The 23,587-nt window shown below is 45.6% G+C and carries 23 protein-coding genes; 18 read left to right on the top strand and 5 right to left on the bottom strand.

What is annotated here, in order from left to right:
- Positions 1-19 precede the first annotated feature (19 nt).
- Positions 20-757 (bottom strand): ribonuclease PH, encoded by a 738-nt coding sequence (rph, locus tag JGUZn3_RS01390; protein WP_203414004.1) that lies wholly within the window; start codon positions 755-757, stop codon positions 20-22.
- A gap of 344 nt (positions 758-1,101) precedes the next feature.
- On the opposite strand from rph, the gene hrcA reads away from it, so the two are divergent.
- From hrcA to cynS, 11 genes are all read left to right on the top strand, one after another.
- Positions 1,102-2,190 carry a heat-inducible transcriptional repressor HrcA gene (gene hrcA, locus JGUZn3_RS01385; protein WP_203414003.1) on the top strand — a complete coding sequence of 363 codons (1,089 nt, stop codon included), beginning with the start codon at positions 1,102-1,104 and terminating at the stop codon, positions 2,188-2,190.
- A gap of 156 nt (positions 2,191-2,346) precedes the next feature.
- The gene (locus tag JGUZn3_RS01380; protein ID WP_238996854.1) at positions 2,347-3,312 is read left to right on the top strand and encodes an aldo/keto reductase; all 966 of its coding nucleotides are present in this window, start codon (positions 2,347-2,349) and stop codon (positions 3,310-3,312) included.
- 124 nt (positions 3,313-3,436) lie between these two features.
- Complete coding sequence (locus tag JGUZn3_RS01375; protein WP_203414001.1) at positions 3,437-6,025, top strand: penicillin-binding protein 1A; 2,589 nt, start codon at positions 3,437-3,439, stop codon at positions 6,023-6,025.
- Positions 6,026-6,182: 157 nt separating this feature from the next.
- Positions 6,183-7,314 (top strand): peptide chain release factor 2 gene (gene prfB / locus JGUZn3_RS01370; RefSeq protein ID WP_203414000.1). Its coding sequence is split into 2 segments (ribosomal slippage): positions 6,183-6,251 and positions 6,253-7,314, totalling 1,131 coding nucleotides; the frame shifts between segments, so codons are not numbered across the junction.
- 82 nt (positions 7,315-7,396) lie between these two features.
- Complete coding sequence (locus JGUZn3_RS01365; RefSeq protein ID WP_203413999.1) at positions 7,397-7,843, top strand: GNAT family N-acetyltransferase; 447 nt, start codon at positions 7,397-7,399, stop codon at positions 7,841-7,843.
- 153 nt (positions 7,844-7,996) lie between these two features.
- A complete protein-coding gene (locus JGUZn3_RS01360; RefSeq protein WP_203413998.1) occupies positions 7,997-9,232 on the top strand; it encodes a tetratricopeptide repeat protein in 1,236 nt (411 codons plus the stop codon).
- A gap of 253 nt (positions 9,233-9,485) precedes the next feature.
- Entirely contained in the window at positions 9,486-10,283 is a 798-nt protein-coding gene (locus JGUZn3_RS01355) for a response regulator transcription factor (RefSeq protein WP_275402861.1), read from the top strand.
- Positions 10,284-10,343: 60 nt separating this feature from the next.
- Positions 10,344-11,648: an ATP-binding protein gene (locus JGUZn3_RS01350; RefSeq protein WP_203413997.1), complete on the top strand. Its 1,305-nt coding sequence runs from the start codon at positions 10,344-10,346 to the stop codon at positions 11,646-11,648.
- 210 nt (positions 11,649-11,858) lie between these two features.
- The gene (locus tag JGUZn3_RS01345) at positions 11,859-13,358 is read left to right on the top strand and encodes a carbohydrate porin (RefSeq protein ID WP_238996853.1); all 1,500 of its coding nucleotides are present in this window, start codon (positions 11,859-11,861) and stop codon (positions 13,356-13,358) included.
- 188 nt (positions 13,359-13,546) lie between these two features.
- The gene (gene moaB / locus JGUZn3_RS01340; protein ID WP_203413996.1) at positions 13,547-14,089 is read left to right on the top strand and encodes a molybdenum cofactor biosynthesis protein B; all 543 of its coding nucleotides are present in this window, start codon (positions 13,547-13,549) and stop codon (positions 14,087-14,089) included.
- Positions 14,090-14,121: 32 nt separating this feature from the next.
- Entirely contained in the window at positions 14,122-14,571 is a 450-nt protein-coding gene (gene cynS / locus JGUZn3_RS01335) for a cyanase (RefSeq protein ID WP_203413995.1), read from the top strand.
- 98 nt (positions 14,572-14,669) lie between these two features.
- Here cynS and msrQ read toward each other — a convergent pair whose 3' ends face one another.
- Positions 14,670-15,290 carry a protein-methionine-sulfoxide reductase heme-binding subunit MsrQ gene (msrQ, locus tag JGUZn3_RS01330; RefSeq protein ID WP_203413994.1) on the bottom strand — a complete coding sequence of 207 codons (621 nt, stop codon included), beginning with the start codon at positions 15,288-15,290 and terminating at the stop codon, positions 14,670-14,672.
- Between the two features lie 75 nt (positions 15,291-15,365).
- Positions 15,366-16,340, bottom strand: a complete 975-nt coding sequence (gene msrP / locus JGUZn3_RS01325) for a protein-methionine-sulfoxide reductase catalytic subunit MsrP (RefSeq protein WP_203413993.1) — start codon at positions 16,338-16,340, stop codon at positions 15,366-15,368.
- Between the two features lie 258 nt (positions 16,341-16,598).
- Here msrP and JGUZn3_RS01320 point away from each other — a divergent pair, with 258 nt between their 5' ends.
- From JGUZn3_RS01320 to JGUZn3_RS01310, 3 genes are all read left to right on the top strand, one after another.
- Complete coding sequence (locus JGUZn3_RS01320) at positions 16,599-17,222, top strand: ABC transporter ATP-binding protein (protein WP_203413992.1); 624 nt, start codon at positions 16,599-16,601, stop codon at positions 17,220-17,222.
- 2 nt (positions 17,223-17,224) lie between these two features.
- Positions 17,225-18,013 (top strand): ABC transporter permease, encoded by a 789-nt coding sequence (locus JGUZn3_RS01315; protein WP_203413991.1) that lies wholly within the window; start codon positions 17,225-17,227, stop codon positions 18,011-18,013.
- A 139-nt stretch (positions 18,014-18,152) separates the two neighbouring features.
- Positions 18,153-18,530 (top strand): DUF488 domain-containing protein, encoded by a 378-nt coding sequence (locus tag JGUZn3_RS01310; RefSeq protein ID WP_203413990.1) that lies wholly within the window; start codon positions 18,153-18,155, stop codon positions 18,528-18,530.
- A 184-nt stretch (positions 18,531-18,714) separates the two neighbouring features.
- Here JGUZn3_RS01310 and JGUZn3_RS01305 read toward each other — a convergent pair whose 3' ends face one another.
- Positions 18,715-19,707: an aldo/keto reductase gene (locus JGUZn3_RS01305; protein WP_203413989.1), complete on the bottom strand. Its 993-nt coding sequence runs from the start codon at positions 19,705-19,707 to the stop codon at positions 18,715-18,717.
- A gap of 334 nt (positions 19,708-20,041) precedes the next feature.
- Between JGUZn3_RS01305 and JGUZn3_RS01300 the strand changes: the two genes are divergently transcribed.
- The gene (locus tag JGUZn3_RS01300; protein WP_338030774.1) at positions 20,042-20,746 is read left to right on the top strand and encodes an NAD-dependent deacylase; all 705 of its coding nucleotides are present in this window, start codon (positions 20,042-20,044) and stop codon (positions 20,744-20,746) included.
- 183 nt (positions 20,747-20,929) lie between these two features.
- A complete protein-coding gene (locus JGUZn3_RS01295) occupies positions 20,930-21,553 on the top strand; it encodes a uracil-DNA glycosylase family protein (protein ID WP_203413988.1) in 624 nt (207 codons plus the stop codon).
- 5 nt (positions 21,554-21,558) lie between these two features.
- Here JGUZn3_RS01295 and JGUZn3_RS01290 read toward each other — a convergent pair whose 3' ends face one another.
- Complete coding sequence (locus JGUZn3_RS01290) at positions 21,559-22,239, bottom strand: MarC family protein (RefSeq protein WP_238996852.1); 681 nt, start codon at positions 22,237-22,239, stop codon at positions 21,559-21,561.
- 194 nt (positions 22,240-22,433) lie between these two features.
- Here JGUZn3_RS01290 and JGUZn3_RS01285 point away from each other — a divergent pair, with 194 nt between their 5' ends.
- Both JGUZn3_RS01285 and JGUZn3_RS01280 read left to right on the top strand, forming a co-directional pair.
- Positions 22,434-22,703, top strand: a complete 270-nt coding sequence (locus JGUZn3_RS01285; RefSeq protein WP_203413986.1) for a hypothetical protein — start codon at positions 22,434-22,436, stop codon at positions 22,701-22,703.
- A 302-nt stretch (positions 22,704-23,005) separates the two neighbouring features.
- A complete protein-coding gene (locus JGUZn3_RS01280; protein ID WP_203413985.1) occupies positions 23,006-23,572 on the top strand; it encodes a NifU family protein in 567 nt (188 codons plus the stop codon).
- The last annotated feature ends 15 nt before the right edge of the window (positions 23,573-23,587 follow it).

Here is a 23,587-nt window from a genome sequence, read left to right as displayed (position 1 = left end):
GGGTACAGTGAGTGGGGTGTTAGGCTGTCTTACGGGATTTTTCTGCGTGCAAAGCTTTGTTCTGGTAGGTGAAAAGACTTTGTGTGCCTTCTTGGGCCAGTGCAAGGAGAGAGTGCATTTCTGTGCTGCTAAAGGGTTTTTCTTCGGCAGTCATCTGGATTTCGACAATTCTGTTATCCGCTGTAAGAATAAAATTGGCGTCTGTGGCAGCTGAGCTATCTTCTTGATAGTCTAAGTCGAGCAGTGGTCCGTGAGTGTCTAGCCCACAAGAAACAGCAGCAATTTGCCCTGTTATGGGATGGTGTTGTAGGGCTTTTTTCTGGAGAAGGGAATCAAAAGCCAAATGTAAAGCCACCCACGCCCCGGTGATAGAGGCGCAACGGGTACCTCCATCAGCATTAATAACATCACAATCCAGCGTTATGGTCATCTCTCCCATCAGCTTACGATTAACAACAGCCCTGAGGGAGCGGCCGATAAGGCGTTGTATTTCCTGGGTTCGGCCAGATTGCTTGCCCTTGGCCGCTTCGCGGTTGGTGCGCGTATGGGTAGATCGGGGGAGCATGCCATATTCAGCGGTAACCCACCCTAGGCCCTGATTACGCAAAAAAGGGGGCACCTTGTTTTCTACTGTAGCAGCACAAATGACTTCAGTGTTTCCCATGCGGATTAAAACAGAGCCTTCTGCATGGTGGGCAAAGCCCGGTTCAATGGAAACAGGACGGAGTGCATTGCGCGCGCGGCCAGAAAAACGCATTATAAACCCTTTATATGTTAGTGTAGAAAACCGTAATACACATAAGCCAACAAAAAAGTGAAAGCAAAGGGAAATTATAAGGGAGTGGGCCGCTTTGGCTGAAAAAAGGGTTTATTGATTGTCAATTTTATAGAGATAGGGAATATTTAAAACTGGTTGGGTAAGCTTACATTGAGTGGGATGAACTTACATTGAAGTGATATACAGAAAAAGGGTTATGCAGAGAGATTGTTATGCAAAGGGATTAAAGTAACGCCCTTTTTTATTCCGGAAAAATAACCTGTAAAGAGATGCCCATTTTATAAAGGGCAAAACACGACGTGATTGGGCAAGGTGGAGAGCATATGTCGGACAGAAAAGAGAGAGGTGGGTGGATACAAAATAAAAGCCAGTATTTATCCTCTTTGGGGCTGGATACCAGGTCTGCTGCTATTTTACGCGAAATTGTAGAAGAATATCTCGAAACGGGGGGACCGATTGGCTCTCGAACCCTTTCCGAGCGGCTTTCCGTTTCTCTTTCTCCTGCCACTATTCGTAATGTTATGGCCGAGCTGACAGAAAGTGGCTTGCTTTTTGCCCCGCATGTTTCGGCTGGGCGTTTGCCCACAGATAAAGGCCTGCGTTTGTTTGTCGATGGGTTGCTCCAATTAGGGGGGGTGAGCGAGCAAGAGCAAAAGCTGATCGCCCAGGCCCTTAACAGTAAAGGGCGTTCCTTACAAGATTTGCTTTCTGAGGCTTCAGGCATGCTTGCTGGCCTGTCTTCAGCAGCAGGGTTGGTTGTTGCTCCTAAAGGAGAGGGAACAATTAAACATATTGAGTTTATTCCCTTAAGTGCACAAAGGGCATTGGTGGTTTTGGTCAATACAGATGGGCAGGTAGAGAACCGTGTCATCGAAATTCCGGCAGGCTCTCCGCCTTCAGCCTTAGCACAGGCCAGTAACTACCTTAACTCCCGCTTTTCAGGGCTGACTTTGGCGGAGTTACGCTTGCTTGTGGGAGAAGAAATGGCAGCCAACAAGACAGAACTTGATCAATTGGCGGTGAATGTTGTGGAAAGTGGTCTGGCCACCTGGGCCGATGGGGATAAAGGGGGCACATTATTTATTAAAGGGCAAGGAAGCTTGCTGACAGATATTACCGAACTGGAAAAGCTTTCGACCATTCAGCTCTTGTTTGAGCGTTTAGAAACACAGGAAATTATGCTTCAACTTTTGGATCTGGTCGAGGAATCCGATGGGGTTAGAATATTTATCGGGGCAGAAAGTAGCTTGTTTGGGGTTTCAGGTGTGGCAACCATTGTTGCTCCTGCACGCAATAAGCAAAACCGTATCGTAGGGGCAATCGGCGTGATTGGCCCTACGCGCATCAATTATGGTCGTATTATCCCTGTTGTAGACTATACGGCCCGTCTGCTAGGGCGGTTTCTGGAATAAAGGTCGTGTTGCTTGTTGCGGTATTTCAGACAAATCCCAATATCTCTTTAATAAAGAAGAAAATATTGGGAATAAATTTTAATCACTATAAATTTTAATCAATGATTAGTGTATACCAGAATTAACGTATGACAGAATATGGATTGGAATAAGAAATTGGGTGATATCAAAAAAGAAGCTCTTCCTGATGCAACAAAAGCCGGCACTTATCGCCTACGCACCGATAGCCGTGTGAGAGAGGAGCTGGATATTGTCCGGCTAGGCTTTGGGGCTATGCGGATAACAGGCAAGGGGATATGGGGCTATCCCCCCGACATAGAGCAGGCAAAGGCAACCTTAAGGAAGACCCAAGAGCTGGGGATTAATTTTATTGATACCGCCGATAGCTATGGTCCTTTTGTGAGCGAAGAGCTCATTCGAGAAACATTATATCCCTATCCTAAAGGGCTGATTATTGCCACCAAAGGGGGGCATACCCGGCATGGCCCCAATATTTGGCGGCCTATTGGTAATACAGACTATCTTCGTCAATGCGTGCTGATGAGCCTGCGCAGGCTTAAGGTGGAGCGTATTGACTTATGGCAACTTCATCGGGTGGGAATAGATGTTCCGCCTGAGGCGCAGTTCCAGCTGATGGGGGATTTACAAGCTGAAGGGCTTATTCTTTATGGGGGGTTATCCGAAGTCTCAGTGGAGATGATCAAGCGGGCTTCCCAGTATTTTACGGTGGCGACCGTGCAAAATCGTTATAATCTCGTCAACCGTCACTCAGAAGATGTATTACAATATTGCGAGGATAACGGTATTGGTTTTATTCCCTGGGCGCCGTTGGCAGCAGGGTCTCTGGAAGGAGAGAATGGCAGGGAGTCTGTGCTGGTAGAAATGGCTAGGCGTAAAAAAGTTACACCGGGACAGTTATCTTTAGCATGGTTATTAAGGCGCTCTCCAGCCATTATTCCTATTCCTGGTACGTCTAATCCACAGCATTTAGAGAGTAATACCAGAGCTGCTGAAATAGAGTTAACAGATGAAGAATTTGTCCAGATTGATGAATATGGCAGAAATGAGTGGCACAAAACAAAAACCACAAAAATTGTTAAACCAATAAAACATTCCTATTAAATAGCGGGTTCAAGATATTTTTTATTTTTTAAAGTCTGTTTTTCTGTTAAATGGGCATAGCCAAGGAATAAATGAACAGATGCAATTTCTATATTGCTCTTAATATTAAAGCAGGTGCCCCCATATGTCTCTGCAGTTTGATAATGCAGAAAAAAAACCATTACCCGATCCTGGTCTAGAAAAAAGGCGGAGCCCGCCACTTTTAAGGCGGCCGCGTTTTCGTATGTGGCGCCGGCTGGTGGGTGGGGTACTGGGTGTTGTGCTGCTTGGCGTGATCGGCGGTGGCAGTGTTTTTATTGTGGGTTACGAAAAGCTGGTGGGAGACTTGCCAACGGTTGATGGGTTGAAGAATTATCAGCCACAGGTTATGAGCCGTATCTATGCCAGTGATGATCAGCTCATGGCCGAACTGGCCGCCGAACGGCGTATTTTTGTACCCTATTATGCTATACCCGATCGGGTAAAGCAGGCTTTTATTTCTGCTGAAGATCAGAAATTCTATAGCCATAATGGTGTAGACCCCTTAGCCATTATTCGTGCTGGCCTAACCGATTTAACCATGAGCCATGGCAAAAGGCCTATCGGAGCCTCTACCATTACCCAGCAGGTTTCGCGTATCATGTTATTGGGTTCAGTGCAGACCCTTTCCGTTACTCGTAAAATCAGGGAAGCATTGCTGGCTATGCGGGTTGAGCAATCTTTACCTAAAGAGCGTATCCTGGAAATTTATCTGAATGAAATTTATCTTGGGAATGGGGCTTACGGTATTGCAGCGGCCTCAGAAGCTTATTTTAACAAACCCCTGAACCAATTGGATAATGCCGAGGTGGCATTTTTAGCCGCTTTGCCTAAATCTCCTGCTAATTATAACCCTTATCGCTATCCCGATGTTGCAAGGGGACGAAGGAACTGGGTGCTTGAGAGAATGGTTGAAACGGGGGCTCTTTCGCGCAAGGAAGCTGACGAGGCTAAGGCAGAGCCGCTCGTGCCAAAAGTTTTTATACGCCCTGGTCCCGTTGGGGGTTCTGAGTGGTTCGCCGAAGCCGTTCGACGGGAGTTAATAGAGCGGTTTGGGAAAGACAAGGCCATGGAAGGGGGCTTGATTGCTCATACCAGCATGGATCCCAAATTACAGGCCAGTGCAACAGCATTACTGCATGAGGGCTTAATAAATTATGACCGTCGTCATAATCGTTGGCATGGGCCGGTGGGTCATATTCAGGATGTAGAAGAAGGCAGCTGGCAAAAGGAGTTACGTCTTGCCAAAGCGCCTTCTGGTTTATTGTACCAATGGCGGTTGGGGGTAATATTAACGAATAAGGGTAAGGTTGGTTGGTTGGATGGTCGTACCAACCGCCGTATGGAGCCTATTTCCCATACCGGGATGTTAACGGCTAAAGACTTAGGCTGGATGAGGAATGGCCATGCCTTTCATGTGGGGGATCTGGTTATGGTGGAGCCCCAGTCTTCTGATGGGCGTCAGTCTGATGAGCGTGTTACTATCCAGCAAATCCCAACAGTTGAGGGGGCTCTCGTTTCGGTGGATGTCCATACCGGGCGTGTTTTGGCTCTTGTAGGGGGTTGGTCGTTTGATGCCTCGCAGTTTAACCGTGCTACCCAGGCCCTACGTCAGCCTGGATCCTCGTTTAAACCTATTGTTTATCTTACGGCCATGGAACAAAATATTTCTCCTTCGCAAAAATTCGAGGATGCTCCTTTTTCCTCTGGGGATTGGCACCCCAGCAATTATGAAAAGGATTTTTGGGGCTCAACAACCCTGCATGACGCATTACGAGGCTCCCGTAACCTTGTAACCATTCGTCTGGCGGCTCATGTGGGGATGAGCAATGTCGCCAAAATGGCGATTGCCCTGCACGAGGTTGATTCTATGCCCAAAGTGTTACCCGCTGCTTTGGGGGCTGTAGAAACGACTGTATTGCGTGAAGCAGGGGCCTATGCTTCTATTGCTGCCCAAGGAAAGGTTGTGGTCCCCAGCTTGGTGGATTACGTTCAAGACAGGGACGGGCAGGTCATCTGGCATTCTTCCTTCTTTGAAGGGAAAGATCTGGATAATCCAAGCATTTACCCACAGCGAGTGGATAAGCGTGAAGAGGCTGCTACGCCTCAGAGTGCCTTCCAGATTATTACCATGATGGAAGATGTGATTAAGCGTGGAACGGGCCGCCGAGCAGGAGAGGGTATTACCCAACCTATAGCGGGGAAAACGGGAACCAGCCAGAATTTTAACGATGCCTGGTTTGCTGGTTTTTCGCCAGATGTGGTGACTATTGTCTGGATGGGATTTGACAAGCCCCAAAGCCTTGGAAAGAACGAAACAGGGGGAGTCGTTGCGGGACCGATTTGGAACAAGTTTATGAAAGAAGTCTTTCAGACCTTGCCGGCCACGCGTTTTGTTATCCCTTCTGGTATAACATTAGCTCAGTATAATACTGGTCGTGGAATAGCAACAGATGCCTTTAAGCCAGGGCAAAAGCCAGGGGCCAGTGCTAATTTATGGGGAAAAGGGTCAGACTCTCAGAAGTTAAGTGCTTCCGATACGGGTGCCGAGAACCTTCCCCTCTCCGAAAGCGATATGGAATCGGGTGGGGGGGCTGTAAGCAGTGGAGGAGCATCTTCTTATGAAACTGGCAGGAAGAAGACTGTTGATGCCCCATCTGCTGGGGGAGATATTGGCATGGGTGGTCTTTACTAGCGGCATGATTGCAAGGAGAAGGCTATTGGGTTTTGTTGAGAGATTCTCTAAAGTATTTTTATAGTGCCCAAGGTCATGGATTATTCATTATACTCTATCGCACTCTTTAAGCGTGTTTGGTAAATTGTAAAGTAAGAGACTAATAGCGAGGAAGAATATGTCGGCTGAAAGTGAAGCCTTATATGACCAGATCAAGCAGTCCATTGCACTGCTGAGGAGGCATCTTTGACTGGGATATAGCCCAGGATCGCCTTGCGGAGTTAAACAATAAGGTGGAAGATCCAACCTTGTGGGATAACCCTGAACAGGCGCAGAAAATTATGCGTGAACGTAATTTTCTCGTCTCCCAGGTTGAGGGGGTTAAAACTATGGAGGGTGAGGCAAAAGCTAATCTTGAATTATTGGCGTTGGCTGAAGAAGAGGGTGACAATGCCATTATTGCAGAAGTGATGACAAGCTTAACTCACCTGGCAGAAGAGGCCAAGAGACGGGAGATAGAAAGCTTACTCTCTGGTGAGGCTGATCAGAATAACTGTTATTTGGAGGTTAATTCTGGTGCTGGAGGTACAGAATCCCAGGATTGGACAGAAATGCTTTTGCGGATGTATACCCGCTGGGCAGAAAAACATGGCTATAAAATTACCTTTATGGAAAGCACAGATGGTGAGCAAGCGGGTTTGAAATCTGCCACCATTCAGGTTTCTGGGCCCAATGCGTACGGCTGGTTAAAAACAGAGGCTGGGGTTCATCGTTTGGTGCGGATATCGCCGTTTGATTCAGCGGCACGCAGGCATACTTCTTTCGCTTCCGTCTGGGTTTATCCCGAAGTCGATGACTCTATTGAGATTGAAATTTCAGACGCTGACCTTAAAGTCGATACTTTTCGTGCTTCTGGGGCAGGGGGGCAGCATATCAATAAAACGGAATCAGCCATCCGCATTACACATATCCCCTCAGGAATTGTGGTGGCCTGCCAAACTGATCGTTCGCAACATCGTAACCGTGCTACAGCGATGGGGATGTTAAAGGCCCGACTTTACGAAGCAGAATTACAAAAACGAGAAGCCGCCGCCGCCCAAACCGAAGCCTCTAAAACAGATATTGGGTGGGGGCACCAGATTCGCTCGTACGTTCTTGCCCCTTATCAGCTGGTAAAAGACTTGCGGACAAATCTTGAAAAAACCAATCCTGAGGCCGTTCTGGATGGTGACCTGGATGACTTTATGGCAGCTGCTCTTTCCCAGCGTGTTGGCACCACCCGTTCTGAGGCGAGCGCTCAGGCGATTTAGGGCTATAAGGGGTGTGGTTCCCCTTCCAGAAAGGGCTTTTGGGGATAATGGGGGCTTACTTTTGTAGGATGGCATTGATCAAATGGATAGTATGACAATCGTGTGGGAAGAGGGGGAAGATCAGATTAGGGCTGTGACAGCTGAAACGTGCCTGCCTCTGCGGCATAAAGTGTTATGGCCTCATAAGCCAATGGATTTTTCTCGGGTTGAAGGGGATGAAAAAGCCGATCATTATGGGTATTACCATAAAGGCATTTTGGTGGGGTGTTTAGGTTTGTTCCCTCAGGATCCTAGCACAGAGCGTTTAAGAAAATTTTGTGTTGATACAACCTTTCAAGGCCAGGGTTATGGCTCACATCTTTTGGCTGTGGCATTAAAGCGTGCTTTTGATAAACCGATTTATAAGGTGATGGCTTATGCGAGAATGGATGCCTTGCCTTTTTACAAAAATCGGGGCTTTCAAGTTGTGGGGCAGCCTTTTAAAAAGGAAGAGATGTTGTATAGTGCTATTGAAATTTTAAAGGCGTAAGGGGCGGCGTAGAGACCACTAACCAGCTTAATAAAAAGGCTTTGATAGAGTGGGGCAAAACTGCATGGCCAGTATTGGCATGATATGATGGGAAGATACTAGGGAATTTGTAGGGAACTTGAGAGTCATTAATTAACAGCTGGAGAATGATAAATGGTTGTACGGTTATCTCGTATCGGATGCCTGGCGCTTTCAGTTATGATGTTTGAGTCCACCATGGTGGCTTATCATCAGCCAGCAATAGCAGAAGTGTTGACAGACTCAGTCGGCAAAAAACTCCAGCAGGCCCAACAAGCCCTTAATGCCCATCAGTACGAGCGGGCACAGATGCTGGTCAGATCTGCCATGGCCACAAGTGGGAGGACAGATTACGATATCTACACCATATTACAAATGCAGTCTGCAGTGGCAACGGCCTCTGGTAATTTGCGTGATACTCTTGTCGCCAATAATCAGCTATTAAATTTCAAGCTTACTTCCCCCCAAAAGAAAATTGATATTTTACTTGCTGAATCCACGATGGCTTATCGGGCTAAAGATTATGCTCAGGCCGTTCAAAGTATAAAAAAATATTTTGCAGCGGGTGGTCATCACCCTTATATGCAGACCCTTTTAGTACAATCTTATCTTTTGCAGAAAGATTATAGAAATACGTTGCGCGAACAGCAGCTTCAGATTGACCAGGAAAAAAAGGCTGGCCAGATTCCGGCTGAATCTCAGTTTCAGGTGTTGGCAACCTGTTTTCAAGCTCTTAAAAATAGAAATGGTCTGATAGGAGCCTACACTCAGCTTGTGACTTATTATCCTAAGGCAGAATATTGGCAGCAGCTCATTTACTTGCAGCTTGATAGGAATAAAATTCCTGCAGGGTTAGAGTTTGATAAATATTTTCTGCTTTATCAGACAGGGTTATTAAAAACAGCTGCTGATTATATGGAGGCTGCTGAAGTTGCCGTTCAGACGGATCTTCCGAGCTTTGCCGAAACCCTTATAGCTAACGGCTATCAGAAGGGGATATTGGGGCAAGGTCCAGAGTCTACACGACAAAAGCGTTTGTCCACATTTGTTACGCAAAAAGCCCAGAAAATGAAAGATCAATGGAGGAACGTAGACCTCTCCAATACAGAAAAATATAATGGAGATGTCCTTGTACAAGCAGGCCTTAATCTTGTTTTTGCAGGCCAGTCAGACAAGGGGTTAGCCTTGATGGGGCAGGGGCAAAAGCAAGGGGTAAAGGACCCTAATCTGGCCTTGTTACGTTTAGGGTTGGCCTATTTTATTGCGGGGAAGAGAGATCAGGCTGCGAGAGAATTACAGAAAATTTCCGGCAATACGGTGCTTGCCCAAATGGCTAGGCTATGGCGGTTGGTGATTATCCAAAAAAAATAGAGGCAGGCCATGGCAAGAAACATCTTGCGATGGGTTTTTAATAAAATATGGGTTTTTAATAAAACTCCATCAATATTAGTGGTGGGAAAATTAGCGGTGGGAAACGCTTGTTGGTTTAATGCATCTTGAGTGAAAAGCTCCCTATGGCGGTTTTGAATAGCTTGGGCAATGTCCATATCGATAAATCATAAGGTGGAGGTCTTACGTTTTTTTAAAGAGATGGGGACAAGGAGGATAGAGAAAAAGGTTGGGTATTTCCGGGGTTGAAAATGCAGAATTTCTGCCAGCACGTATTTTGGTTGTTGAAGATGATCCTGGAATGCGTACGCTCCTTTTGCGTGTTTTGCAAGCCAATGGGTTTAGGGTTAGGGGCGTAGAAGATGGAAAAGAGATGTGGCAAGCTCTGGAGGCAAGTCCCTACGACCTGGTTATTCTTGACATTATGCTGCCTGTTGTGAATGGGTTGGACTTGTGTCGTGCCATACGCCAGGGCGGCCCCTTAGGCCCTACACAGGTTATCCATCATGAAAATGAACTGCCCTTAAGTCAACTTTCTATTATTATGGTTTCAGCCCGTGGGGAGGAGTTTGATCGGGTGTTGGGCCTGGAACTCGGCGCAGATGATTATGTGGCTAAGCCCTTTAGCCAGAAGGAACTTCTGGCAAGAGTTAGGGCTGTATTAAGGCGTGGAGGAAATGCGGCTGGTCAGGTTTCTTCTCTTCAACATAAACGTCGTGAGCGACTCTCTTTTGCGCAAGGTTGGGTTTTGGATTTGCGTAGCCGGGTATTAACAGCCCCCAATGGGGGAGAGGTGGAAATTTCTGGTGCAGAATATGACCTTTTGGTTAGTTTTCTTGAAAATCCGCAAAGGGTGATTGGCCGAGACCGTTTGCTGGAACTTTCGCGAAGCCGTCTCGGAGATGCATCAGACAGGAGTATTGATGTATTGGTCAGCCGTTTACGCCGTAAATTAGGAGAAGACGCTGAGACGATGATACGCACTGTGCGTGGTGTCGGTTATATTTTTACCTACCCGGTTGATCGTTTGTAAGGTTTTTTACGGGCCATATTTTGGGCTATGTTACGGGGTTGTTTTTTGGGGTAATCACAGATGTTTTGGCCAACTGGGCTTTCAGGCCGTGTGAGTATTGTGGTTTTGGTTGCTATTGGCTGTGTTTTTGCCATGAGTGCCGTATTTTATGTTGAAGCAGAAAACTATACCCGTGATAAGGAACAATTTGCCCGGATTGGCGAGCGGCTTGCCGTGAATGCACGGGTTCTCTCTTTTGTTGCGATAGAAAAACGTGCTGAAATGGCCCGTACCCTCTCAGCAGGGGATATAACTATTAGCTGGTTACCAGCGGATACCCATATACAGCCCCAGGCTGAAGATTTGCTAGATATTCGTGATAGAATTATTCAAACGCAGGGGTTTCCTCTAGATACCCATTTTACCTTGGTAACCCGTGCTGAGTCGGTGTCCGATGTCGTGGGTGCCATGCAGCTGGCCGACCGAAGCGTTATGGCCTTTATTATTAGTGGTCTGAAAGACCGGCCTTATATAACGCGTGGGTTATTTTCTGCTTTAATGGTTAGTGGAATTGTGCTCTTGGTGGCAGTTGCTCTTATTCGCGTTGTCAGTTTACCTTTACGAAGCCTAGCCCATGTTGCAGATACAATTGGAAGAGGGCCAGAGATACAGGTTTCAGAAGATGGTCCCAGAGAGGTTCGATATCTTGCCCGGGCGATCAATAGCATGCAGGAGCGGATCAACCAATTAATTTCCGATCGGACCTTGGCCCTTGCTGCTGTTTCTCATGATTTGCGTACTCCTCTTTCTAGGTTACGTTTACGGGCAGGTTTTATTGAAGATATGGAGTTACAGAAAGAAATTGAGGCAGATGCCATAGAAATGGAGGCCATGCTCAATGAGGTATTGTCTTTTCTGGCCGATAAAAACAGCCGTGAGGCCAAGAGTAAAATCGATTTGGCCGACTTATTGAAAGCCATTATTGCGGAAGTTTCAGCTGGTAGAGACCATATTCTCTACAGTGGACCAGAGCATTATCATTTCACCGTAAGGCCACTGGCTTTAAAGCGTGTTATTTTAAATCTGATTGACAATGCCTTAAAATATGCCACACAACCCGAAATTGTTCTTATTCCTGGGCATCGTGCAGCCATCATTGTGGTAAAAGATAAGGGCCCTGGCATTAGCCATCAAGAGGTCAAGCGGGTGATGACCCCTTTTTACCGTATTGAAGGGTCACGTTCACGGGCAACGGGGGGCGTTGGTTTGGGGTTGGCCATTGTTGCGCGCGAAGTAGAGAGGGACGGTGGCACAGTAGCTCTTTCCAACAGGGAAGGGGGTGGCCTTAAGGTAAAAATTACTCTTCCGTTAGAAGAACTCAGCTAGTGGCTTGCAGGTTTCCCACAGTTAAAGCATGGTAATGAAAAGTTTAAGAGTTAAGCGCATATAAAGCTTCCGAAAATAGTGTTAATATTGTAGTTAAGGTAATCGGATTATTTTCTTGAGTATCAATACAGTATTGATGATGGTTAGGAATTTAGTATTTTGGGAAACTGTTTCCTAGATGGGCACAATTAAGGGAGACGGGGAGGGGATATGGTATCGTCCTATGTAAAGGTTCTGGGGGCTGCTTGTTTTTTTCTCTGGGGTGGTTCGTGCACACCGGGCTGGGCTCAGGAGACGAGTAGCGTCGTGGTGAGTAAGTCTTCATCACAAGGCTCTTTTTCAACCTATAAAGGGGTAAAGAGTGGGGTATCTGAACTAGAGGGGGATAATGCCATTGAAGCCCAGGATTATTGGGCCTCAGGTTGGGGGCAGGATGCCTTTAACAATTGGTTTGAGCAGAAAAAAATGCTGGGAGACTGGGGTGGTCTTCGTTCGGAACTAGAAAATGAAGGCTGGACCTTTCAGGGGCGTTATCTTTCTGAATTTGCTGGCAACCCAGTTGGGGGGCGTTCTAAAGGTTTACGTTACGCTCACGAATTTGCCTTGGGCATGGATGTCGATTTGGTTAAAGTGCTGGGTGAGCAATATGGCGGTATCTTCCATTATTTGATGACAGAACGTGCAGGCCTAAGCTTGACCCAACAGAGTTTAGGGGCTTTGGAGTCTGTTCAGGAAATTTATGGTGCCGGGCAAACCGTAAGGCTTGTACGGCTTTCATGGGAAAACCACTGGGATGACCATTTTGCAACAGAAATGGGGTGGATCAATACCGAAAATGATTTTGCAAACTCCACGAGCTATTGGGGTCTTTCGCTCTATTGTCAGTTTCAGAATAATGCCATTTGCGGTATGCCTCAGTCTCTGGCGGCAAATTCGGGTTATAGCTGGTATCCGAGTGTACACCCTGGAATGTGGATGAAGTTTTACCCTGGTTCTGATCATAGCTATGAATTTGCAACAGGGGTTTATAGTGTGGATCCTAGCATTGGAAATGCCCATAAAGGGTTTAAACTGGGTTTACAGGATACAACTGGGGCCATTATTCCCTTTCAGCTTGCATGGCACCGCGGAGATGCTGATGACCTTGGAGAATATACAGGGAATTACCGCGTAGGATTTTATTGGGAAACTTCAGAGGTAAAGACGGTTACAAACCAAGCTGGGCGTTTTCAGCCGGGCTCTATCAGGTTGGTGGATTTGCCGCAAGATATGGTTAGAGGCCGTTATGGTGGCTGGCTGCTTGCGGATCAGATGATCCAGCGTGATGAAGAAAAAAGCTCTCGTGGCACGGTGGTGTTTGGCAATTTGGTGTGGGGAGATCATCGCACAGCTATTTTCCCCTTTTTTGCAACTTTTGGTGTTGTAAGGAAAGGGACATTTGATAGCAGGCCGAATGATACGGTTAACTTAGGCGGCTATATTGCCACGATTAATAATAAAATTGGGAGATATGTTGCATTTCTTCGGTCTGTCGGGCAGGCAGGTGCTAGAGACGCTTCTGGAGAATATGCTGTAGAGTTTAACTATGGTTATCAGGCCTCCCCTTGGATGACATTACGCCCAGGCATGCAGTATGTATGGCACCCAGGTGGCACAAGCTATACGAAAAACGCTCTGGTATTTACCTTTCAAACCGGTATGGTGTTTTAAACCCATCGTTTTGTTGCTCTTTCTAAGGGCTATAAATAAAAAGCACCTGAACAGTTTGGGCAGGTGCTTTTTTGGTATGTTCTCCAAGCCCCTGTGTCATGAAGGTGTGTCATGAAGGGCCACATTGTATGGAAATATTTGAGCTATAGAGCGATTGAAGAAAAATTAAAGGATGTAAGGAATGAAATATGTATAAACCCAAATTGAAAGAAGACCGTAAATTTTTACCGGTTCATATTGCCGTCCTGACGGTTTCTGACACCCGCGATGAAGAAACAGATACAGCAGGCCAAAAATTGGTAGATCGTATTAAGGCTGCAGGCCACCTTCTTAAGGGGCGAGAGATTGTTAAAGATGATGTTGGCCAGATTGTATCAGTTCTCGAAAAATGGATCGCAGATCCAGAGATTGATGTCATTATTTCGACAGGAGGTACAGGGGTTACTGGTAGGGATGTGACACCGGAAGCCTTTGAAAAGATTCTGGAAAAGAAGATTGAAGGTTTTGGCGAGCTTTTCCGTATGCTATCTTATCAAAAAATTGGCACATCCACCATTCAATCCAGGGCCGTAGCAGGGGTTAGTAACGGTACTTATCTTTTCGCCTTGCCAGGCTCACCTGGTGCTGTACAAGATGGTTGGGATGATATTTTGGTCTGGCAGTTAGATAGTCGTCATGTGCCATGTAATTTTGTTGAATTATTACCCCGCTTAAAAGAGCATCTTCCGTAAACCCTTTTTTATAGTCGATTAGGAGAAAAGCAATGAATGCGCGCTTGGCTTTGGCAGAAAAAATTATTTCTATTAAATTGGAAAAAAAACTACGGTGGGAAGATCTTGCTGTTGTTTGTAAAGGAAGCTCGAAAGAATTTGTGACGGCAGCCCTTTTAGGGCAGCACCCCCTCTCGGAGGAAGCTGCAAAGGCGGTGGGGAAAAAGCTAGGCCTGATGGATTTTGAAATACAGCTGTTACAGACATGCCCTTACCGGGGCGAGTATGATGGCGTTACCCCAACTGATCCCACTATTTATCGTTTATATGAGGCTCTTTCCCTTTATGGGTCAACCATTAAGGAATTGATTCATGAGGAGTTTGGCGATGGAATTATGTCTGCCGTAGATTTTTATTTTTCAGTCAATCGAGAGAACGACTCCAAGGGCGATAGGGTTAGCATTCAATTCAGTGGAAAATTTCTTCCCTATAGAAAGTTTTAATGAGAAGCAGAAGGGATTATCTTCTTTTAAGCCTGTAAGCCTGTAAGCCTGTAAGCCTGTAAGCCTGTAAGCCTGTAAGCTTGTAAATTATTCTGGGCTTACCTGTTTTGAATAGGCTGGGGTTTGGCTTTTGTTGCTGATGCAACAACCCGATAAGCCAAAAGCACAAGCAGGATAAAATTATAAACCAGCATATTGGTTGGCCATGATTTAACAGCCAACATAAAATGTATTCCCACACCAATGGTTGCTGGGTAGACAAGGGTGTGAAGACGTCTCCAGTTTTTCCCCAGCTTTTTCATGGATCGGTTGTTAGAGGTTACTGCCAGTGCCAGCAAAAGCAAAGCTGCGATTGCCCCAATAATCAGGTAGGGTTTGGTAGAAATTTCATGAAGAATTAAAGACCAGTCCAGCCTTTTATCTAAGGTTAGATAGACGGTAAAATGCAGCAAAACATAATAAAACGCTAACAAACCAATAATACGCCGGTAGCGGAGTAAATTGATATGAACAAGCTTGCGTAATGGTGTTATACAAAGCGAGGCAATAAGAAAGCGTAAAGCCCATATTCCCAGCTTGTCCTCAAAGGTTCGGATGGGGTCAGTCCCTAGCCCTCCCACCATGCCCAGATAAAAATACCATAGAGCAGGTATAAAACCGAGAATGTAGAGAGCAAGCTTTATCCATGGGGTGTTAGGAATTCTCGAGAGCCAGGCCATGCTGTAAAAAACCCTTTTTGACTGATGATGGTATGTTTTACGGCTGGTGTTACCAAGCCTGAAAATCTATGGGGTTTAAAAAGATTTTGTAAGATCCATGTTTTTGTATAGTGAAGCCACTTCTTCACCATAGCCATTAAAGGGCTGGGTTTTCTTGGTAGGGGTACTAAAAAAACCTCCTTTAGCACCGATCACCCGTTCGGAGGCTTGGCTCCAACGGGGATGGTCAACATTAGGGTTGACATTAGCATAAAAACCATACTCATTGGGCGCTAACAAATTCCACGAGGTTTCAGGCTTTTTTTCGGTAAGAGAAATTTTTACGATAGATTTTATGCCTTTAAACCCGTATTTCCAAGGAACAACCAAACGTATCGGTGCGCCATTTTGGTTGGGAAGAACCTTACCGTACATTCCCACTGCTAAAAGGGTTAACGGGTGCATGGCTTCATCAAGGCGTAACCCCTCGCGATAGGGCCAGCTGATAACCGGAAATACTGAGCTTTGGCCTGGCATTTCTGCCGGTCTGACCACAGTTTCAAAGGAGACATATTGAGCACTTCCCATAATGTCCATTTGGGAGAGCAAGTATTTTAGGGGAAACCCAACCCAAGGGATAACCATCGACCATGCTTCTACACAGCGCATCCGGTAAATACGTTCCTCAAGGGGAAAGGTAGAGAGAATCTTATCAAGATCAAAGGTTTTCGGGGTATGGACCAGTCCATCTATCTGGAGGGTCCATGGCATGGGCTTGAATTTCCCTGAGTATTTGGCAGGGTCTGTCTTATCGGTGCCAAATTCATAAAAATTGTTGTAATGGGTTGCATCGTCAAAACTGGTGGGGGATTCTGAAGTAGAGTAAGTAGAGGATTTGTTAAGAGATCCAAAAGGGGACTGGGTCACAGCCTTAGCAAATTGGGGAATTCCAGCGCCTGCAAGCCCGAGTAATGTAGTACTACTTCCTTGTAGGAAGGTTCTGCGCTGAAGATAAACCTTTTCAGGGAGAATTTCTGAGGGGGTAAAAGGTTTAGGGTATTTGTAAACCACTGTTTTAAGAGCCCTGTGAAGAATGGGGAAGAGGAGTCAAGAGTGTTTATTTTAAAAAGCCAAGTTTTAGGGATAGCTTAATTTTTCTATGGCTTTTCTATCCGAATATTTAAAAAATTTGTCACAGAGTTAAATTGGGGTTATTCCCTTTCAAAACAAGGAATAAGAGGCTTTTTTAAGGAAATTTATCCGCATAACGTCTCTAAAACAGAGATAATATTTGTCAATTCTAAAGTAAATAAATGTTTATAAGGTTGTATGGCTTTAAAAATAGAAAAATTAGAAAACGCCCATGTTGGCCCTTGTACCTTTGTCATTGAGCGCAAGGAATGCCTTGCCATTAGTGGAGCCTCAGGCAGTGGGAAAAGCCAACTTCTTCGTATGATAGCCGACCTTGAACCCCATAGCGGAGAGGTCTGGTACGATGGAACCCCCCAATCTGGGATGGATGCTGCCTTATGGCGCCAGAATGTCTTGTATGTTTCTGCAGAGTCTGGCTGGTGGCGGCAGAATGTGCAAGAGCATTTTTCTTTCCGTCATTATTCCGAGGCCTCTCTTTTGCTGACTGAGCTCGGTTTGGATGCAGCCACTCTTATGGCAAAACCGGTTCACCATTTATCAACGGGAGAGCGCCAAAGGGCCGCTTTGGTTAGGGCATTAGTGCACAAGCCTGCTTTTTTGCTGTTAGATGAGCCCACTTCCGCTCTGGATGAACAGACAAGTGCTTTGCTCGAACAGCTTTTATTAAAGGTTATGCAACAAGATACAGGGCTTATTCTGGTTTCTCATAACGTGGAGCAAGCCAACCGTCTTGCTCATCGGCGTTTTCTTCTTAAGAACAAACAATTGGTGCGATTTGAGGATGGAATGGAAAAATTATAAAAATGCTTTCAGTCACAGATATGTTTTTGGTAAGCGGCATTGTACTGCTTTGCTCACTCTGCTCTCTATGGCTTAGCCTTAATATCCATAAACCGCTGATTGTGGCAGCCTTGCGGATGGTGTTACAACTTATGCTGGTAGGGTATGTTCTGAAAATTATTTTCAAAGTGGCTTCTCCCTGGTTTGTCGTTGGGTTTTTAACGATCATGGTAGGTGCGGCCACTTATGAAATTGCCAGCAGGCAGGAAAAGGGAATTAATCATTTTTGGCTTTATGGTATTGGGGGGTCATCCATAATATTTTCTGCAGGCGTCATTGCTGTGTTAGGGGTAGGGGTAACATTGCGGCCCAGCCCTTGGTATGCCCCAGAGCAGGTTATTCCCTTTTGTGCTATCATCCTGGGAAATGCCATGAACGGAGCCAGTATTTCCCTTAAAGCCATGATCCAAACTGTGCAGCGGGAGCGTGCGGCTATAGAGGCCCAGCTCTGCTTGGGTTATCCGTATTTTTACGTTATGCGCCAATATATGCGTGCAGCCCAGCAGTTGGCCCTTATTCCAACCATTAATACCATGGCAGCTGCCGGTATTGTCACCATGCCAGGCATTATGACAGGCCAACTTCTTGCTGGGGCAGATCCATTGGTTGCTGCCCATTATCAGATTGTTTTGATGAGCCTGGTCTTTGGGGGTGTATTTTTATGCTCACTGATGTGCGTATGGGGCGTTTCTTACAGGATAACAGATTCTCGCCAACGATTAAGGATTGACCATATTTTAAAAAAAACCTAAAAATTGATATGAGACTGAAATAGTCTCCCAAAGAAATGGTGTATTATATAACACTTGGTCTGAGCTGACTTCTGATTATTTCCGGCTCCCATGAAATTTTTAGGCTTAAATTTTTTAGCCTTAGGAGAGAGATGGTGTCATGAAGGTGCATAAAATCCAGATCAAACGGGCCTATGAAGAACCTGCTGAACAAGATGGCCAGCGTATTTTAGTGGATCGTCTTTGGCCAAGAGGAATCAGTAAGGAAAAAATGCAATTAACAGAATGGCTAAAAGAGGTTGCCCCAAGTAACGATTTGCGCCATTGGTTTAATCATGATCCAGCAAAGTGGACGGAGTTCAGAGAAAAATACAGTGAAGAACTGGCTTCTCCCCCTGCTTGTGAGGCTGTAGAGCACTTGCTTCGTATTTTAGCGCAAGGAACCGTTACCTTAGTCTATGGGGCAAAGGATACAGAACATAACCAAGCCATTGTTTTACAGCACTATTTAGAGAACTTAACACATTCCACTTCCTAGTTCCTAGCGTCCTTTTTGCCCAATCATTTTAATCATTTGCTTTGTTTTTGTTTAATCAGCTTTTGTGTGTTTGGTTTTTGGATCATACAGTGCTGTTTGGGAGGTCTTCCTAAACCTAGCTTTTGGGGGCTAGGTTAGACTTAGGAGCTAGGTTAGACCTAGGGGGAAAGGAATCTTTCCTTAATTATCGGCTTGGTGGGGCCATAAATTCTGGCCCAATGGGCTCAGGAATATTTTTGGTCAGGATGGTGTCAATATCTTTGAGATCCTGTGGAGAAAGGGTCCATCCATAGGCGTCATCAATTCCCAAAATCTGTTCTGGTTTTCGGGCTCCCCAGAGGGCAATCGTTGGCCCTTGATCTAAAATCCACCTAATAGCCAATGCCAGAACGGACTTGTTATGCCGCTCCTTGGCGAGTTGGCTTAAATCTTCAACAGCTTTCAGGTAACGAGCGAAATGGGGAGGTTGGAATTTCGGGTCCTTCTTTCTTAGGTCATCCCCATCAAAGTGGCGGTCAACTGTCATTCGCCCTGAGAGTAATCCGCGGCATATGGCTCCATAACATAACGCCACCAACTGGTTCTGTTTGGCGTAGGGAAGAATGTCCTTTTCAATCTCACGTTCAAAAAGGTTATAGGGGGGTTGAAGCGTGCTTAACTGGGCAGCCTGACGAAAGGTATCCATTTGGTGAGTATTAAAATTACTTACCCCTATCGTCCTAATTTTCCCTTCCTTACGGAGTTTTTCCATCTCGGCTGCAGTTTCTTCAATGGGGGTTTTTTCATCCGGCCAGTGGATCTGGTAAAGATCAATGTAATCTGTCTTGAGCCTTTTAAGGGAATCCTCAATTTCCTTACGGATTCGGGCTGCGGAAGAATCACGATAGGGTTTGTGGTCTTCTGTCCAGTTTAGGGCCACCTTTGTAGCGATAACAACTTTTTCGCGTCGACCTTCTAGGGCTTTTCCCACCACTTCTTCAGAATGGCCAAAACCATAAACAGGGGCGGTATCAATCAGGTTGATACCATGCTCCAAAGCAGCATGAATGGTTTTAATGGCGTTTTGGTCATCGGCCCCTCCCCACATCCATCCTCCTATGGCCCAGGTTCCCAAAGCAATACGGGATACGGGCTTTTCAATGCCTTTTATGGTAATGGTGTTGGTTTGGTCAATCATAGGATCTTCCTTTTAATTTTTGAAAAATAAAACAATTACGAGTAAAAGTGTTTGTTATTCTTGCTGGGTTGTCATGACGTGTGAAGGGCCTTCTTATTTATGGGTGTGCTATTATAGAAGGATTAGAGGAATACCAACCTTTAGGGAGGTAATTTTAATAAGCGAGATCAACCATTTCAAGCCAGTGCTCTTTACGGTTTTAGGCAGGATTTTCCCTTAGAAGAGGTGGATATTTTAAAAATCGAAACAGTTTGGAGTGTTGGTTTAAACTGTTGATTGGTAGCATGACCTATAAAATATAGGTTGCAAGAAAGAAATAAAAAGGGGAGTTATTATGCGGGTGGTTGTTTTAACGGGGGCTGGAATAAGCAAGGAATCCGGTCTTGAGACCTTTCGGGATACGGGGGGAATATGGACACGCTATAATGTCGATGATGTCTGCACGCCAGAAGGTTTTGCTCGGAATCCTGCCCTTGTTCACCAATTTTATAACGAATATCGTGATCGGTTAAAAGAGGTTTCCCCCAATGCTGCTCATAAAGCGTTGGCAGAGTGGGAAAAAGCCAGCCAGGATGGGCGTTGGCAGGGAGAATTGTTGGTGGTAACCCAAAATATTGATGATTTGCATGAGCGCGCTGGCAGTAAAAACCTGCTGCATATGCATGGCGAGTTGTTAAAGCTGCGATGTGTCTCGTGTGGGACTATAGAGGCTATTGTTGGTCATTCTTCTCAAGAAACGAAATGTCCAAAATGTGAAAAAAAAGCCATGCGTCCTCATATTGTTTGGTTTGGGGAAATGCCTCTTTTTATGGAAGATATACAGACAGCCCTTATCTCTTGTGATCTGTTTGTTTCCATTGGTACGTCAGGCACAGTTTATCCCGCTGCGGGGTTTGTCCAACTGGCGCGCACAGCCAGGAAGGTGGAGATTAACAAGGATCCTTCTTCTGGGAGTTCCTATTTTGATACGGTTCTGACCGGTGTCGCCACTCAACGAGTGCCTGAGTTTGTAGAAAGTTTTATTGGGCATTATCGTTAGGAGTCCCTTTGGCCGTAAATCTAGCTGGTTTTAAGTCTAGCATGGCTTAAAGGAATTTTCTGATCACCAAAATCTAGATGTGATAAAGCTTCTGATAGGAGATAAATGCTTTCTCTCATTTACAGTTCTCTCATTTAAAGAAAGTGAGTAGGGCATGGGGAGCGTTCTGAAAGTCATAATGTGATGGTTGTTGAACAAAACGTTGCTGAACAAAAGAAGGATAGCCTGGCCTCGTTGTTAGCAGAAATAAGGGCCTGCCATTTTTGCCAGGACTTGCCTTTAGGAGCACGCCCTGTTTTACATGTATCGCGTACAGCCCGGTTGCTTATCTCCAGTCAGGCACCCGGAACCAAAGTGCATGAAACGGGAATTTCCTTTAATGATGCCTCAGGGGATAGGTTGCGAGAGTGGCTTGGTCTCTCCCGGGATGTTTTTTATGATTCCACCCGTATTGCCATCGTACCCATGGGGCTATGCTATCCGGGGAAATATGTTCGCGGTGGCGATAAACCTCCCCGTAAGGAATGCGCTCCCTTATGGAGGGCGCGTATTATGGAAAACCTGCCAGATATTCGTTTAACCCTTTTGGTAGGGGGATATGCTCAGGCTTATGCCCTTGGGCCTGGCAGTGTTACCGAACGGGTTAGGGAGTACAAAAAATACCTGCCGCGTTTTTTTCCCTTGCCTCATCCTTCTTGGCGTACCAAGGCATGGGAGAAGAAAAATCCCTGGTTTGAAAAGGTTCTTTTGCCAGATTTAAAACAACAGGTTCAAACCCTGTTAGAATATGTTCCTGCAGGGCAATAAAGGGGTTAATGTGCTTGCTTAAGCATGGGTTCAATAAAGCCTTGTACTCCCGCTGCAAGGATTTGTACACCAATACAGAGCAAGATAAGAGCGGTGGTACGACTAATAATGCGGGCTCCTGTAACGCCTAACGAACTTACAATTCTATCGGCATAGGAGTAGAAGGCCCATATAAAGATACTAACGCATAACGAGGCTAAAACTAAAGTGCCGTAAAATCCTAACCCACTGGTGTGGGCAGGGCGGACAGTGCTCAGGGTGATGGCTACAGAAATACTGCCTGGGCCAACAGTAAAGGGCATGGTTAAAGGGAAAAAGACAATTTCTTTCCAAGAAGGAAGGGTATCTTGGTCGAGATGGCCTGTCTGGTTTGCTTGTTTTTGCTTGCGTGCTTCATTGCTCTCAGGGGCATGGAGCAGGCCCCAGGCCCGAATGGCAATGACCAGGCCGCCCGCAATACGCAAAGCGTTTAATGTTATGCCAAAAAAACTTAAGATACTCTGGCCCAACAAAATAGAAATAACAAGAAGGATAAGGGAATAGAGAGCAATGTTACGAGCGAGGGCTAGGCGCTCTTTGCGATCTCGATCAGAGGTCACCTGGGAGAAGATGAGCGATGCTCCAACAGGGTTAACAATGGTAAAAAGTGCAGAAAATGCCAAAAGGAAGGTATCGAAATAAATCATAAGATATGAACTGCTGGCTGGGAAAGGGAATGGCATAGTCGCTCTAATGTAAAAAGAAAGTTTCGCCGAAGAGATATCTAATTTTTTTAAATTAGAGAAGCTCTAGGGAAAATGCTATAGTAATAATCGGGAAATATCCTTTAAATTCTTATAAAGAGTAAGAATAATTCTTATGATAATTGCTGATGGGAGAAATGACCATAACGTTGGATTGTGATGTTATTAATGCTGATGGAGGAACCCGTTGCGCCTCTATTACCGGGGCGTGGGTGGCTTTATACTTGGCTTTTGATTTTCTTCTTCAGAAAAAACCCCTACAGTACCACCCCATAACGGGGCAGATTTCTGCTGTTTCTTGTGGGTTAGACACTCACGGACCGCTTGCTTGGCTCAGTCATAAAGTAAAGGCAGGTTATAAAAACAAGCTGTGTGGAGGCTTATGCTCTGTGTTTGTGAAAAATTGATTTGTGAGAAATTGGAGGGAGTTTTTACAAATGCGTCAAAGATTTGCCCAAAAGCTTTGTCCAGTGGTTGATGCAGTGGCTTATTCAGAAGATGTTGAGAGATTTTTCTTGCTAAAACGAGATTGATGGCCACATTAAGCAGAGGTGAAGATGTCTAAAGAAGAGGGTTCATGCTGTTTTTGAGGTAAGAAGTTTGAGGTAAGAAGCTTGTGCTTGCAAAAGTGTGAGAGTTGGTGTGGGGAACCCCCTCTGGGGAAAACCCAAAGAATAAGTTTGCAAAAGATAATGAAAGAAATAAAAAGATGTTTATTGAAACTGAGTCAACGCCTAATCCCAATACGCTGAAGTTTCTCCCTGGCTTGGAGGTCATGGGTCCCACGGGGGAGACGGCTGATTTTGTGAATGCAGAAGAAGCTACCTCTTCTGCCCTTGCAACCGCGTTTTTTTCTGTTAATGGGGTTAAGAGCGTTTTTTTTGGGCGTGACTTTGTCTCCATTACCAAAGACGATGAGGTCGATTGGGCAGATTTAAAGCCTGTAGTTTTATCTGTTCTGGTAGATCATTTCGTGTCTGGTCAGCCGATTATGAATCAACAAGCTGCCAATGTCCAAGAAGAGGGCATTGCTCCTGAAGATGAGGCTATTGTTGAGCAAATCAAGGAGCTGTTGGATACGCGTGTTCGCCCTGCCGTAGCTGCTGATGGGGGAGATATAGTGTTTCGGGGCTATAGCCAGGGCGTGGTTAAATTAATGATGCAAGGTGCTTGCTCAGGTTGTCCTTCTTCTCGGGCGACCTTGAAACATGGTGTTGAGAACATGTTAAAGCATTATGTGCCAGAGATTGTAGCTGTAGAGCAGGTGGATTTATAAGCTTGTCGGGTGGGT

Origin of the sequence: Entomobacter blattae (genome assembly GCF_014672835.1) — a bacterium.
Taxonomy (GTDB): Bacteria; Pseudomonadota; Alphaproteobacteria; order Acetobacterales; family Acetobacteraceae; genus Entomobacter; species Entomobacter blattae.
The sequence above is the reverse complement of the archived record's forward strand: the minus strand, read 5'-3'. Positions and strand labels throughout refer to the sequence as shown.